Origin of the sequence: Natronorubrum halophilum, from assembly GCF_003670115.1 — an archaeon.
Lineage (GTDB): Archaea > Halobacteriota > Halobacteria > Halobacteriales > Natrialbaceae > Natronorubrum > Natronorubrum halophilum.
In genome coordinates this window covers 22,498-36,996 of the sequence record NZ_QQTY01000006.1, presented here as the reverse complement: position 1 = coordinate 36,996, position 14,499 = coordinate 22,498, and the positions used below count along the sequence as shown (strand labels likewise).

Annotated in this window: 9 protein-coding genes; all 9 read right to left on the bottom strand. The window is 56.0% G+C overall.

Annotated elements, in window-relative coordinates:
• Nucleotides 1–66: 66 nt before the first annotated feature.
• Complete coding sequence (locus tag DWB23_RS21330; RefSeq protein WP_121744808.1) at nucleotides 67–1,395, bottom strand: hypothetical protein; 1,329 nt, start codon at nucleotides 1,393–1,395, stop codon at nucleotides 67–69.
• Nucleotides 1,388–5,056 (bottom strand): EVE domain-containing protein, encoded by a 3,669-nt coding sequence (locus DWB23_RS21325; RefSeq protein ID WP_121744807.1) that lies wholly within the window; start codon nucleotides 5,054–5,056, stop codon nucleotides 1,388–1,390. Before DWB23_RS21325 ends, DWB23_RS21330 begins: the two co-directional genes overlap by 8 nt.
• A 530-nt stretch (nucleotides 5,057–5,586) precedes the next feature.
• On the bottom strand, nucleotides 5,587–7,305 hold the full coding sequence (locus tag DWB23_RS21320) for a DUF2254 family protein (protein ID WP_238717540.1): 1,719 nt from the start codon (nucleotides 7,303–7,305) through the stop codon (nucleotides 5,587–5,589).
• Nucleotides 7,306–7,546: 241 nt separating this feature from the next.
• Complete coding sequence (locus DWB23_RS24070; RefSeq protein WP_394341766.1) at nucleotides 7,547–8,179, bottom strand: hypothetical protein; 633 nt, start codon at nucleotides 8,177–8,179, stop codon at nucleotides 7,547–7,549.
• Between the two features lie 651 nt (nucleotides 8,180–8,830).
• Nucleotides 8,831–9,745 (bottom strand): thermonuclease family protein, encoded by a 915-nt coding sequence (locus DWB23_RS21310; RefSeq protein ID WP_238717539.1) that lies wholly within the window; start codon nucleotides 9,743–9,745, stop codon nucleotides 8,831–8,833.
• 1,957 nt (nucleotides 9,746–11,702) lie between these two features.
• Complete coding sequence (locus tag DWB23_RS21300; RefSeq protein ID WP_121744921.1) at nucleotides 11,703–12,305, bottom strand: LURP-one-related/scramblase family protein; 603 nt, start codon at nucleotides 12,303–12,305, stop codon at nucleotides 11,703–11,705.
• A 217-nt stretch (nucleotides 12,306–12,522) separates the two neighbouring features.
• Nucleotides 12,523–12,795 carry a PadR family transcriptional regulator gene (locus DWB23_RS21295; protein WP_121744804.1) on the bottom strand — a complete coding sequence of 91 codons (273 nt, stop codon included), beginning with the start codon at nucleotides 12,793–12,795 and terminating at the stop codon, nucleotides 12,523–12,525.
• Nucleotides 12,796–13,275: 480 nt separating this feature from the next.
• The gene (locus tag DWB23_RS21290) at nucleotides 13,276–13,788 is read right to left on the bottom strand and encodes a PIN domain-containing protein (RefSeq protein WP_121744803.1); all 513 of its coding nucleotides are present in this window, start codon (nucleotides 13,786–13,788) and stop codon (nucleotides 13,276–13,278) included.
• Nucleotides 13,788–14,090: a hypothetical protein gene (locus DWB23_RS21285; protein ID WP_121744802.1), complete on the bottom strand. Its 303-nt coding sequence runs from the start codon at nucleotides 14,088–14,090 to the stop codon at nucleotides 13,788–13,790. Before DWB23_RS21285 ends, DWB23_RS21290 begins: the two co-directional genes overlap by 1 nt.
• Nucleotides 14,091–14,499: the final 409 nt, after the last annotated feature.

The following is a 14,499-nucleotide window of genomic DNA, read 5'->3' as shown; positions in this document are numbered from 1 at the left end:
CTGCTGGCGGCGCTTGATGGGGGAGGCAACTAACGAAGCGAGGAACTGCTGTCGATTTGAGTCGGTCTATCGAAACCGCTCTGGTATCCAGTCCGTTGCGAATCTCTCAGTTGTCAGATCAGCAGCCGAGAGATGCGTGATGCGTCCATCGAGTGGGGCCACCGCGTTCGACTTAACGCCGTCGGTGATGAGTAGACCCCGAACGTCGACTTCCTGGCCGGTGAGATAGCTATCCTGCTGGGCGAACTCGATGTACTCCAGCAGTTCCTCAAGGCCGCTCGTGAACGTCTGTGGGCTGTCACTGTATTTTATCTCACCGAGGGTGACCGCTACTAGCCTCTCTCGTCGAGGGGAGTCATACACTTCGAAGACGATATCGGGCCTTCCACTGAACAGCGAATGCTGCGTGTCGTTCCCGAGGAAAGCATCGACCAGCTCCTCGTGACGACGCTGGATGTGCTGGATGCGTTCAACGTAGTTCTCCTCAACCCCCTCCAGCTCCGAGAGTGGGACGTGAAAGGAGAGTCTCCCACTCCGGTCGTGGTAGACATCGACTGTATGGCGGTTATCCTCTAATGTCGCGAGCTGCTTTGACCCGGACTCAATCGGATGCAGTCGGAACCCCTGAGCGCTGAAGCCCCTGAGGAGCCGGAAGATGCAGAACAGTTCGAACAGCTGCGGTAGTCGCTCCGGGACGACGAGTGTGTCCGATAGCAACTCGGAGATGTCATCGTCATCATAGGCACTGGCCAGCAATCTGCGGTATCGATCGTAGTAGGTGTAAGCATCGGTGTAGAGCGACTGGCGGGCTGTCCGGGCAGTGTTGAGCATCCGCTGGTTAATGTTGATATCGTCTCCATCACGGATGCGATTGAGATGGACATTCCGGGCGTAGATACGGTCGAACATAGTGATGCGCTCGGTCGGCCAGACATCCGTCCGCCACTCATAGTCGATATTTGAAAGGTCGTCCTGTACTGTCGAGTGGATAACCCAGAGCAGTTTCTTCAGGACTAGATTCTCAGGGATATCGTACTCGGTATACGGCGTCTTGCAGGCAAACTGAGTTCGGTCGCCCGGAGCCTCGGAATACCGAAGCCTAGTTGTCGCCTGCCAGTCAATGCCGCCTCGCACCTCGCCGCGCGTGACCTCTCGCTCCCGCTGATTGGCGGTCTTGATTCGGCGGAGCCGCCCTTGGAGGGCTTCAACGAACTCGACGATATCATCACTGAGGCAGAAGTGGATGCGCTTGAGTCGATCGAGATTCTCGATTCCCAGCCCTGAAATATCGAGCGCCCGGGTGACCGACCGTTCGTTGATGGTCCCATTCCGGAGGTAGGTAATTAGCTCCTCCTGAACAGCGTCTGTCAGGGCCGCTCGACTGAGCTTACTCATCGCTACGTGGCGGGAGGTCGAAGAAGTCCTCCGCCTTTCTCTCGAGCCGCTCTCTCTCGAGGGTTAGGTCGACCGGGTTGTCCTCGGTCGGAACGTCCTTATCCGTGAGCGCGTCGACGAGACTCCGTTGCTCCTGAGGTGCCATCCCCTCGAGCTGTGGGAAGACTTGCGCGATGACCGCGTCCGTTAGGGCTGGCCCCGGATCCTCAAGCGTCGCTGGGCCGGCCGCTGCGAGATACCCGAGGATGTCCCGGACGATGGATGGGCCGATGGTCTGGTGATTATTGACTTTGTGCCAGACCACAGCCAACTGTTCGTAGCTTGCTTCTAGCGGTTCCCGTAGGCTCTCGTCCTCGGCAATCCATTCCGTTGCGTAGTTCTCGTCGAACTCGGGGTCAAGCAGTGAGACCCGGACCTCCCCATCTTCGGCCAGCGGTGGGACACCGACGTGTATGAAGTTGAACCGACGCATGAACGCATAGGAGAGCTCATAGAGCGAGGTCTTGTCGTAGGTGTTCATCGTCGCAAGCAGCCGCCACGACGGCGTCACAGGGAACGTATCCGGGTCAGTGATAACTGATTCCAGACGGGCTTCATTCTCCGCGTCGCTGGCATCCAGCGAGGCAATCTCGATGGGCGACTTTCGCTCGTAGGGGAGCTGGACCGAATCACCTGAGAGTACTGAGAATAGCTGGCCGAAGGCCTTGTCGATATCTGAGCGGTTGATCTCGTCGATGACAAGCCATTCGTTGCGGATGGCGCCGTCCTTCCGGAAACAGTCCAGAAAGATACGTGGCTGGAAGACGAGTTCGTCGCCTTCAGCTGATCGGTTCGGGACATAGCCACCGATGGTGTCGAAGGTTGTCCATTCGGCGGTGGCAGTGGTGAAGCGGTGGCCGTCGACGAAATCGCCGTACTCGTCGACGACGTGTTCGCAGATGTGCTTGGCCAGCTTGGTCTTCCCCGTCCCGGGCGGCCCGGTGAAGATGATGTGCTGTCCAGAATTCAGTGAGGCCTTGATTTGGCGCTCGAGTTCCGTCTTAGATTCGAAGTAGAGGCCATTTGGGAAGTCAATAGCTATCGTGGGGGGCGAGAGGCGGTCTCGAAGCTCCTCGATTCGCATGTCGATATCGCTAGCCGACCGAGTCGCCTTGAATTGCGTTTCCGACAGCGGGAACAAGGCACCCCGTGCATTGTTCCGGAGTACCCGAGAGTCTGTTAGTTCCTCGATTTCGGTAACGGTTTCCCAGGAGATGGGCGCCAGTGAGTTTTCGTAGCGGAGCGTGAGCCCCTCGACTGGCTCGTCGCGGAATTCCGGCTCCTCCTTATGGAGGCCTTCGACCACGACACCTTCGCCGACTATCTGCTGTACCGGCGAGGAATGGTAGAACAACACCCGGTCCCCGGACCGGGCGGTTTCATATGATTCGAAGAGGCGCCGTTTTCGTCCGGCCTCGTTGTAGGCCGTATAGAATATCTCCTCCCCAGGCTTCACGGCTTCGAGGTCCCAGAGGTCCTGATTGGCGGTGGCCCAGTAGTACTTGCGCTCACGCCCCCGAGCCAGCTCTAGGATAGTCTCGTACTCCTGCTCACCGAGTTCAGTGATGACGTAGCTGTTGTCCGACTCCAGCACCGGGCTTTCCTCAAGTTCGGGCACCGACTGCAAGCGACTCCAGTCAACTCCGTCTAACGCCTCATCCCAGGTGAGAGTGATTCCCTCGACGGGCTCGTCTCCATCGTCGGGCACCTCCTCGTGCAGCCCTTCCGCGACGTGACCCCGTCCGACAATGGCCTGAGCGGGAGCGTTCCGATAAATCAGAATCTCGTCGCCTGGTCGGGCCCGTTCGTAGACCGATTGGTTCCGGCGTTGCGTTCCAGCGTTGGTATTCGTCGTGTAGAACGCCTCCCCGCCGTCATGATACCAGCCCTCGGTCGCGGAATTGACCCAGAAGTAGTGGGTCTTGATTCCTCGGTCAAGGATAGTCTGGTAATCGGAGTCCGAGATTTCGATGATTGAGTGCTGTAGAGAAAACGATGTGTCGAGTTCGCCTCGGATGTCGTTCACAGCGACTGGGTGCATCTCCTCATAGTCCTCGATGGACGCGAAACAGTGGACCTCATCGTCGCGTTCCTCGCGCTCGATGTCCGTGACTCGGGCCGTCGCGTAGAGGTCGCCATCTTCGAGATAGACTACACGAGCCATTTCGGCCTCCCAGAGGAGTCGTGTTCCCGGATTGCCAAGTTTGAAATGATACTGGGCAGTCAGGTCATCTTCCCATTTGTCATCTCCCGTCTGAAGAATGAAGTAGCCGCCTACAGACCGTTCTGCAGTCTGGCAGTCGTCAGGTAGGGTTGCTACTGGTGGATCGACCAACGTCTCCTCGAGGGCGCCTAATGCCGGAATCAGGCCCGGATCACGCTCAGCTAACTGCCAGCGGATGCCCTCGAACGCCTCGGTTCCGATGAGCGTCTTCCGTGTAGAAAGCTCAGTCTCGAGTTCCCAATTGCCGACGTTTCGGTCGAGCCCTGAATCGGGAATCACCTCCCAATCTACCGGCCAGGCGTGAACATGTCCGGTATCCGGACCCTCGATCCGTTCGTCGATGACCTCTGGGCAGTAGTGGTATCCACCACGCTGGGTCACACCGATACCGAGAAGATCGGCCCCGTCCTTCGCGATGACGAGCTGACCAGGCTGCATCTCCTTGCCGAACCGCCGAAGGTAGTCATCTACCTCCTCTCCATCCCACTGCTCGGCTGCAGTCTCGATTTCTGCTGCCGAAAGTTCGTCGAGCGGGCCTGTATCCCAACCGATAGAACATAAACCCAGCTCCTGCCACACGGGCCAGAGCCGTTCCGGCTCGGATTTCTCGACATCAGATCGCCCCGCATTAATTTGCCAAACCTTCCGGTTGCCAAAGTCCTTGGGGAGGGGCGAATCTTCCGGGCTAACCTCCGCCCGTAGCCAGTAGCAAAAGTAATCCAGTTGCCGGAGATGGGCGTCGAATCCAAACTCCTCGCGAACCGTGTGGAATTGTGCGACACTGTCGAGATAGTCTTCTGCACTGGCCGAGAGCTGGATGTCGAAACAGGCATCGAACACCTTCACAGTCTGCTGATTGACAATAGGAAACCGCGTCGGGCGGAGCAGACAGAGGAGCGCCGTGAGGGTTGCCCCGCCGACATTATCTAAGTCGAGATCGAGGAGTCGTTCCACGGCCGAATCAACCGCCTCCGCATCAGCGTTTTCATCGACGAGTGTCCCGAAGATATCGAGTAGCGTGTCCGCTGGAGTTCCCTCGACGGAGGCATCGTAGGGAATACCACCGACGATTCCAGTGTCGTCCGACACCAGCTCCGCTGCGCGTTCCAACTCTTCCCGAGCGCCATCAGTTTCGAAGTACTGCGCTCGGGTGGCCTCCCCACCGATAGCCGAGGATATCAAAGTAGTCGATTTGAGTGCCGTCAGCTCTGCATCCCCGAATACGCCCGCCGATTGGTACGCCTCCAGAAGGGCTCGGACAGCCTCTGCGGTCCGGTCGAAGGTTTCCTTGACGTTCTCCCACTCAACTGTTTGTCGATACCGCTTAACACTGAACTTCGTGTAGTACCATTGATCAGCATCGATATCCAAAGTAGTGTCCACATATTGGGTTGCCATCTACTTCCGGTCGCGAAGGGCAGGCGGGAAAACTTTCCGGATAAACTAGCCTTGTTACCCTCGGTGTTCGACGGCAACGTTAGCTGCCTCCGAAACACCGGGCCGGGTAAGCAGTCACACCTGTTTCAAAAGCATCGTCGCCTCACCGATTCGTCCCCGATAGAGGTCGACACAGATTTGATAGGGGGTCACTCTGAAGAATAAATATAGCTGTAGAAGAGATCACTTGTCGCCTTGATGAAATGCGTCGGCAACTGGCACTGTCTAGTTAAGCGCTTCTGGTGTAGAACGGCGTTTCAGCTCCTGTCGCAGCAGTACCGTATGATCTATAATCATCACTTCTTCTGAGACGTTTGCTGAAGCAGTCGAAGGTTCGCTGCTCGTGGAACAGGATCTCGTTATATCAGATCACAGATGGTGGTTTTACAACCGATCCTGTCATTTTGTCATCGTTCTCTCTTGCGGTTTTCCTTATCTAGACAGTGCCCCGATACCGATCATCTATTTTTTGAGGAAGACCTTATTGGCGCTTAGCTCCTCAATGTGTTGTACCGTTCGTCCGTTGCCCTTTGAATATCGTCGAGTGTTCTGTCAATTCCTGGCACAGTGTTTAGTGGCTGGTAGTCTTCGATGTTGAGCTGGTTGCAGTAGTAGGTTTGGTACCGTTCCTCGGTTTCTCCAGCGATCAGTAGACCTGGTTCTTCTTCGACGTAGCTGTACTGGAATATACGGTTGAAGGCTTTGTCGACGATCTCAGGGTCGCCTTTGTGCTTGACCCGGGCGATTGTATCGCTCCAAGGGATACCGGTTGGATCGTGGTGGTGGTCGATGACTGCGATCTCGATCAGTGCTTGGCAGAGAGAAATGGCATAGTCTTCAGCAGGTGATTTGGATGTCTGGACGCAGATGTTTTTCCAACTGTCTTTGAGGTCTCCAACCTTAATCGGGCTCTGATCTTCCTGTTCACTGTATCGGAGGAATGTTTCTGTGGTGCTGAACAGTGCTTGTCTCAGTTTGAAGACCGCCATAATCCTTTCTCTGCCCGGCGTATTGTCTGGCACGTGTTCGTACTGCCACTCCATATCCACCTTAGAGAGTTCCTCGCCGTAGTGGTCCAGAAGGGCTTTGTGGCTGTTCTCCATATGGCTGTAGAGACGCATCATGGAGTGGTGGTACCGGAGTACATTGCTGACTTTCCAGATCTGACGTGAAACGTTTTGATCGATGGAGGATGCGATGTTCCGAACAGCTCCGGGTTCCGGTCTTTCTGAGGCATCGACTAGCAACTGGCCGAGCTGTTTCCAGGCGTTGCTGTTCGATATGTAGCTGCCTGTGTCGACCGGTGCATCCCGGAGGACGTCTGAAAGCCCGAACTGCGCGTCACGAGTCACGGTATCGGTGGAGAGGTCCAGTCCTTTCTTCCCGAGTTTGTACTGGAGTTCTATGGCGTCGCTGACGATCCGGTTCTCTTCTTTTTCTTCCGCATGTAAGGCAATTCCGTGGAGATGTTCTTTGAAAACCGGTTTGAACAACTGGATAGCTACCTTCCGATCATCTGAAAACACGTCTTCCTCGTCTAACTCTTTTAGAACGTCTTCAACGAGTTCCCCGTACTCTTGCACCGCTTTTCCGGCAGTTACGTGTTCTCCGTCGGAGAGAGCATTCATGGTCAGGTTGTATAACGGGTGCATCGGGTGGGCGGTCTCCGAACCGTTTTCGACTGATCTTTTGACCTGGTCAAGGTACTTCTCAGAGGTCATATCCGATACGAAGGCATCGATAGCTCCATCAGGTGTGCTTTGCTTGATTGCGGTCCTGACGAAGATGAGTAATGTGACTGCTGTAGCAAGTCCTAGACCGGATACCGCCCCTACACCGGCAGCATGGATCTGTGACATATCACTGGGAACGGTGTAGAGTAGTCCAAGGTCGACGGCTATGGATAGAACGAATAGTGTGAACGTGTAGACGAAGATCGGGGAGTCGGTAAAGAGCGAGATCATCCTCGGCGAGTACCGTGTAGCGATTAACTGTACGCCGATCACCGTTACAGAGAATACGATAGCAAGTATACCTGCTTGAGCGCCAGCCAACGTACTCAAGAACATGCGGGTGTTCTCCGTCGAACCGGTGAAACCGGTTGCATACATCAAAATAAAGCCGGTTAACGGAAGAAAGAACGTAGTCAGTATGATCTTTGTAGGTATTCCATCCCCAAACTGCTTGAAACTCGATGTTGACAGATTCATAGCTTACCGGCTGCCTCGACAACCCTCCATCTCTGAAAGATCTGTACTTACTGATTCTCCCCAGGTTTTAAGCCAGTTCCGGAGGCCAGTTCATGGCAGCGCTTCTCGATAAAAAAGGTTTAGAAGAGGAGGAGAAGCAACGGAGCATCAATCCACTACTTGTTTTAGACTGAATCGATAATGTGGGGTGTTTCTCCCAGCTCTGCATTTTCTGCTTTGTTGAATAGCTGCTGAATGGTAGTCAGAGTGGCTCACAGAGCTTTTCTATGTTGATGATGGCGAACATGAGAACAATTTCACGGAACTGGCGATACCAGCCCAGCGCTCGCATGGCATCGCCGAGCAAGCGCTTCGTTGTTGAGTACGAGATTTCGCCCATCCAGCGCTGAGAGTAGCCATTGAGCTGCTCGGTCAACCGCATCGACTGCTCGTTCACGGCCGCTAGCTCCTCCTGTGTGAGTTCTGTTCGAGGATCCGGCCGCTCCGGGTCTGCCATCGGGTCCACACTTGCTGCCCGCTTCTGGAAGCGGTCACGCCGCTCTGCGCTCTGTTTTGCAGCGATCTCTCGCGCTCGTTTCGCTCGTCCCTGCTGCTGACCGAACTCGGCCTGGGCACTGATGCGTTCGAGTTCTTCCTCTCGAGCCCGAATCCGCTCTTCTTGGGCCAAGGTCGCGCCGTAGATCCGATTATCGTTCGTATCGACGATTCCGTCAGGGTGGTTCGCATCCACCTTCGCCTGGATTTCCATTTCAACCGTTGCCTGGAACGTTGGCGTCTCGTCGACGACGTCCTCGTGCTCGTCTCGAGCCTGCTCCTGTTCGTATGCCTGTTCATCCACCGAAACGACCTTACTGACTGAATTCTTACTAGACATTGGAGTTAGCACAGCTCCGAAGGCGCTCACTCGGCGTCTTCTTCCGACACCACGACTCTCCAGCCGTGGCTGTCCACAACGACCAACTCAACCATCGCGCGCTCTCGCTCGCGCCTTCGCTCGCGTCCCTGTGGGGCGCGAGCGAGAGCGCCTATAGAGAAGACCCAACCAGCACCGCGCATCGATCCGCCCGGAGCGAGCGGCCAGCACACAAGCCGGTTTCGCGTCCGTCGAGCGAGCGACCACTGGAGCGAGGGAGACGCAACCGAAAGCGCGCTTGGTGCTGGCGCCGAAACCAGATGCCCGGCAGGAACCGCACCCACTGGAGCGGAAGCCCGCCCGGAATGGTCGGTCGCGAGCGAAGCGAACGGCGAAGCCGTGAGCGACGCGGAGGGCGGCAGCGGCGAGCGGGGCGCGCCGTTATGTACTACTAGTTATCCGGCTACAGCGCTTGGCAAAGCAGCCACCGTCCTGGCGGACTCAGAAAGGGCGAGGCCGTCCCTCGACCCCGCAAGCACCGCAGGTACGAGGAGTGCAGCGTGGGTTGCGGGACGTCGAGCGGCCGAAGGCTTTCACCGCTCGTTATCGAGTGCGGTCGCCACCACCTGACCCGCCGCCGAGACGTCTGAAAAATGAGCTGCCACGCTCGCTTTAGTACGCGAGTTGGGCGACAGTCGTCCCGACTGCCGTCTGCACCGTCGCCGTGTCACCGTCGTCGTTCCAGATCTCGGTCCCGTAGCCCATGTAGCGGTCGTCGGCGTCGTTGGTTCCACTACCAGTGTGGACGTACACCGAGTCACTGGCGCCGAGCGTAAACCCCGCAAACGTGTGGCTATAACCCGCTTCATCGGAGAGTGTGAACCCGTCGAGGTCGATCGAACTACTGCCGGTGTTGGTGATCTTCACACGTTCGTCGTTGAGGGAACTCGCTTCTGCGTTGACCCAATCGATAGTGAGCGCACTTGCGTCCCCACCCGACGACCCGTCGTCATCGTTCGGCGTCCGACACGACCAGGCGTTTCGCTCGGCGGACTGAGCCGTCGATTCGGCGCTGTAGAACGAATCGCTCTGGGAGAACGTACTGTCGTAGACCCGGGCGTGGCCCCGCTCCACGAGATCGTAGTTGAAGTTCGAACCGTCGACCTGTACGTACGCGAGCAGACGGCCGTAGTCACCGCGTCGGTCCGCCTGGCTGTCGAACTGCAGTGTGACCGTTTGGCCAGCGAGTTGGTCAGTCGCGTACGCACTCGCGTTCTCACCCGCGGGTTGCAGGCACTCACGGCCCGCCTGCGTGTCCGGCACGCCCTCGAATTCACCGGGCGAGACCGATCCGTACGTTTCTGGTGTATCGACACCCAGTAGGCGAACGGTATCGGTCGAGCCATTCTGGTATTCGATGTCGATTGTGTCGCCGTCGACGACGTTCGTCACCGTCACTGTCGTCGACTCGCTGATCGAGGTCGTCGTCTCGACTGACGGTGCCGTGACCGCCCCTGCCGAGGCCGTCATTCCAGTTGCAACGAGCGCTACGACCATGACTGCTGTCAGGAGTTTCTGTCGAATCACATTCACTGACCCGACTGCAATCGTAATTAACTTGTATAATGTCTATATTTACTAATATATACAAATATTTCAGATTATTTCTAAGTAGAAACAAGACCGCACTCACCGACGGGCCGACCTACCACGCGCCGACGGTCGTCCAACTCGTGTGGCGACCTCTGGCATCAGGACTGTAATGGAGTGAAAGAGTATCTTGATGCCGGTGAGATAGGTGATTAGACTTAGTATCGTCGCACCACTTTTGATTATTACAGCACGATATATAATGGTGATATACCTTCGGAGTACCAACTCTTTGGTTGGCTTGGGATCATGGTCCTTACACAGTTCGACGCCTTTATCTCGCTGCCATCCTCTGTGATCACTGTACTGGTCACAGTTGGTCTCGGAGCTACGGTGCTTTTCATCCACGACTTCGTTTTTCTTTTGAAATAACTGAGTATACTAGCAGGTGTCATAGACTACTATACGGGGAATTACGGCATTCATCCGAGTGTGCGAAAACTGGACAACACGGTCGACTGACTCAGTTGTGGCTTCGGTCGAGTGCGTCTCGTGACATCGGAACGTTTTCGAGGTCTAGCGCTCACGCTTGACTGCATATTCCGCGATGCCAACTGATAGAGAAAATAGCATTAGGCCGATCCCTGTTATACCGACAGCGATAGAAACATCCAACAGTAACGAAATCGTGAACGCGCCGACACCTCCGACAGTGGCTCCACGGATTCGGGAGGAAAAATCCGTCTTTTTCATTTGAAGGTTTCGGGACCACTCAGACGTGTGGTTCAGTACGAACGCGGTCGTCGTCGTGTAAAGCGGAAATACCGCCAAAAATAGCAAATATTCAGTTCCTGAGAGCCACACTGTGAATGCGGTCACGCTCAGTCCGACTACGATCGAGACGACATAGCGGGCGACGCGATGCATGAGTTGAATTACAGTATCCGCCGGAAATATTCGACGGAATCGACACGAAACTGCTAGAAACACACAACGAGATCAGGAGGTACAGCAGCGCCTCTCCGGTCAGGAGTGCTATTTGATGCTCTCACTTCCGCAGATGGAGAGCCACGTTTATCGGTGCGGGGGTGTCGACCCGAACATGCAAGTCACCTTTCTCGGAACCGCAGCGCGATGCCTTTACTTGTGTCCGGCCCGGACTGCGGGTCCGTGTCCAGCAGAACTGTCGTCGAGAACGCGCGACGCGGTGTGGCGTGCGACAGCGCAGAATCAAGCGCTGAAACGGGGATACCCGCTGGCGTCGAGACCAGATTCACTTTAGCCCGGAACGGTGAGCGAACCGCAATCCGGAATGGTCGGTCGTGAGCGAAGCGGAGGGCGGCACGCGACGAGCGGGGCGGGCCGTAAACGTAGAGCAATCAACCGTCTCAACTAACTCCCGAGCGAACCACGTGGGTGGAATCAAAAGGGGCTGACGCGCTGAGCGAATGCTTCGCGTTCGCGATGCTCGGAAGGCGCACACGCCTTCCGTTGCTCGGGAAACCCCGACGACGTCCTCGCGAACCTGTGAGCGAGGGGTCAGTGGGATGCGTACATCTCACGGAGCAAGTACCGCAACTTCGTGAGGAACGCAGCGAGATCTTCAGGAGTGAAACGAGCGAAGGGCAGCGAGACGCGTACGCCTTGCCAGGCGAAGGACTCGAGCGTACAGGGGCTTTCTCCCTGTTGTTGAAAGCGGTGATTGCAAGCCACTCATTGAGATCTACTCCATCACAGTTATTTCGGCAACCCATCCACACACTACAGCTGCTAACTGACTACCGGGTTTCCTGCCAGCTTCAGATGATGTTCGTAGCGGCGTACAACGGTGCAACGCGTATCGGTCATGGAACTTCCACGGCTTCAGCGTTACGTACAGCAAAGATGTTGAACAGGAATCATATCTTAGAAGGCGTCACGGCTGGACCGTGGCAGTATCACTACGCAGGAATTTTCACTCGTTCTCAAGGGCATCGAGGATGCATGCAGAGGCGATCACCGCCTCTTTCGGAACACCGCTGGCGTCGTCGATGCTGACCGTATAGGCGTCCCGCAGAGAGAACTTCCCCTCGATATCGCCAACATGGTCGCCATCAGCATCAAATATTTCGTACTTGTTGGGAAAGAGATTCGCAGCAGAGACAAGGTGTCGAAGCGCCGAGAGAAGCTTGCTCTTCGATTGAATAGTCGCCAGTGTCGCCCCCGTATCGGGGTCTCGAATCGCCCAATTCTCCACGAACAGCGAGTAATCCTCGTCGAGAACAACGATCTCCTGGTCGGTGCCTGCATCCGTGATGGTATAGTTTCCCGCGACGTCCATGATGCCGCCGGCCTTTACGGTGAACGCGTCCTCGCCATCGCCGGTCACGAACGGAAACTCCTCTTTCAGTTTGAACATTTTTTGCTTCCCTTGCAGGACGACATTGCCGGCGCTATCACGGACGGTGTACTTGTTCCTAATTGCGGACTGCTTGACCTCGTACCGGTCATCGGTGAGATCCACCGTGGAGATGTCGTAGGTATTCGTCCCTGGGTCAGATGGGAAAGACTCGGTCATCGGTAATAGACAAATCATGTCTAGAGTAAAAACCTTCTGCACGCTCTGATATCCTTTCAGTAGCTGATAAGACAGTTCTTTACTCAGATTGGGATAGAAAAACTACGGCAAAAATGCATCGAGAACCTAATAAACGAGACTCGTTCTGATCTGTGTATACTCTGTACTTACCGATTCGGGGGGCGAAGCAGTGATCCAGACCACTTCTGATCTCAATTTAGTCGACGTACTGGGATACCCACTCACGACGCTCCTCGATTGCGTGCTCTCCCTCGTCTGTAATCGCGTAATAGTTCGTTCGTCTGTCGAGTTGCCCTTTCTCGACAAGCTCCTTGTTGACGACCGTATCGAGATTTGGATACAGCCGACCGTGATTAATTTCTGAACTATAGTACTGCTCGATCTCGTCTTTGACATCCTGTCCGGATGGCTGATCAGCGCCCGCGATCACGTATAGGAGATCCCGTTGGAATCCTGTGAGGTCGTCCATGGCGCAGCCATTCAAGCAAGATGATGTTTGTTATTATATACGTACATGGGTGTACGCTGATCCAACTAGTCGATTCTTTATATTACTAGCTGACCCTCTTTCCATTCACGACATCCTGAGACGCTGTTCGTACTGGAACAACACTCGAGGGCTCCGACTCAGAATGCACGCCCAACGGTCGCAGTCGTCTCACTCCGAAATCTCTTCTCGGTGTCGGTAGATCGTGTCGACGCCGCCGGCGGATCTCGGCATGGATCTCTCCCAGCATTGCCAAATCCTCGATCACCGCGAGGTCGTCGGTAATCTCGTCGATGGGCGCAGCTCACTCGACGGCGGCCTCGTCGCCCGCGATCGTGTCGATCGACTCGACGCGAAACTGCCGCACTTTGTGCCACCCGCAGTCCCAACAATCCCGTGTGATCTCTATACGCTTGTCTTCATCGGCTGCAAGGAGCACGTCGGGAAGCGACAGTCTTGGTATCAGGGCTCTTCAAGCAACGAGCGAGCTCGTTGCACGTAGCTGTTCGCGCCCCAGCTACGGGCGTCACTGATCTCATCGAGGAGCAGTCGAGCATCGGCAGCTGCTAGTTGTTCAGTTCGAACGAGAACCGAGAGCAGCGTCGGTGTCGTGACGAGCCGGGTATCAGCGAGTGAGGCGTGGATCAAGCCAAGTTGGTTGAACTCGTCACAGAGGAAGAGCGCAGCATCGAGATCGTTCGCGAGGGTGACAGCCGCGTTTTCACCGTCATCGAGTGGAAACTCGGCATCGAGGTCGACTGGCTGTGTCGTGAATGAATCCGTTCGGTCGAGCACGGCGGACGCGGCGTGCCCATGGACGTCATCGTACGAGGCAATCTCTCGGAGTTCCTCGATAACCGCCATTGGGACGACGACCTCGTACCGGGATAGACAGCGTGCGAGTGGATCGGGATCGTCGTCAGTAACGATCCCGAGACTCACGAGGGCGGAGGCGTCTGCGACAAGCCACGACATTATGCGTCGGCGACCTCATCGATGAAGTCCTCGTCCAGCTGCTGTTTCAACACTCGGAGGTTTGCCGCCTCTTCGGCGCCGACGAGCGCTTTGAGTTGCTCGAAGGTAATTTCATCGTCGTAATAGGCGGCGGCAATCTCCTGGACGAGTGCGTCGTCGTGAGCGGCGTCTTGGAGGTATTCCCGAAGCGCGGTTACGAGGACGTCTGTCCGGTCTTCCCCGAGGACTGCAGCCAGTGCGTCAGCCCGGTCGATGAGCCGATTGGGGGCCCGAAACTGCACGCGCTTCTTATCGGTGCTCATGATGTGTACAATGTGAGCCAACGCACTTAGTCGTTTTCGTGTGTACGATGTGAGCCTCACTCGGTCCCAATCGATTACTCACCGAGCTCGTGCTATTCTCCTCCAACGCGGTGCTCACCGAAGTCTCGCGTCCAGTACGTCGGGAGAGGCCTCGATCGTGGCGTGTCGGTGTCAGCGGGGCGCCGGTCCGTTTCTTGGATCTCTGCTCGTTATGTCGACCCCAGTCTGGTCCTCGGTCTAGTTGGGTGTCCTCAAGGACACGTCCACAGTCTGGACAGTTAATTGTAGTCGTCTGAACGCCTTTGTCAAACGCAGTCGTGTAGATATTTCTCGTTGCCATCGGTAACTCCAAAGAGGACAACTGATCAGCCCCTTCACCGCTACTGGGGCGATAAACAGCGCCGTTTGG

Bases quoted from the DNA above. Each gene is read 5' to 3' on its own strand.
- DWB23_RS21330 (WP_121744808.1), bottom strand. From the start codon at position 1,395: ATGAGTAAGCTCAGTCGAGCGGCCCTGACAGACGCTGTTCAGGAGGAG.
- DWB23_RS21325 (WP_121744807.1), bottom strand. From the start codon at position 5,056: ATGGCAACCCAATATGTGGACACTACTTTGGATATCGATGCTGATCAA.
- DWB23_RS21320 (WP_238717540.1), bottom strand. From the start codon at position 7,305: ATGAATCTGTCAACATCGAGTTTCAAGCAGTTTGGGGATGGAATACCT.
- DWB23_RS24070 (WP_394341766.1), bottom strand. From the start codon at position 8,179: ATGTCTAGTAAGAATTCAGTCAGTAAGGTCGTTTCGGTGGATGAACAG.
- DWB23_RS21300 (WP_121744921.1), bottom strand. From the start codon at position 12,305: ATGACCGAGTCTTTCCCATCTGACCCAGGGACGAATACCTACGACATC.
- DWB23_RS21295 (WP_121744804.1), bottom strand. From the start codon at position 12,795: ATGGACGACCTCACAGGATTCCAACGGGATCTCCTATACGTGATCGCG.
- DWB23_RS21290 (WP_121744803.1), bottom strand. From the start codon at position 13,788: ATGTCGTGGCTTGTCGCAGACGCCTCCGCCCTCGTGAGTCTCGGGATC.
- DWB23_RS21285 (WP_121744802.1), bottom strand. From the start codon at position 14,090: ATGAGCACCGATAAGAAGCGCGTGCAGTTTCGGGCCCCCAATCGGCTC.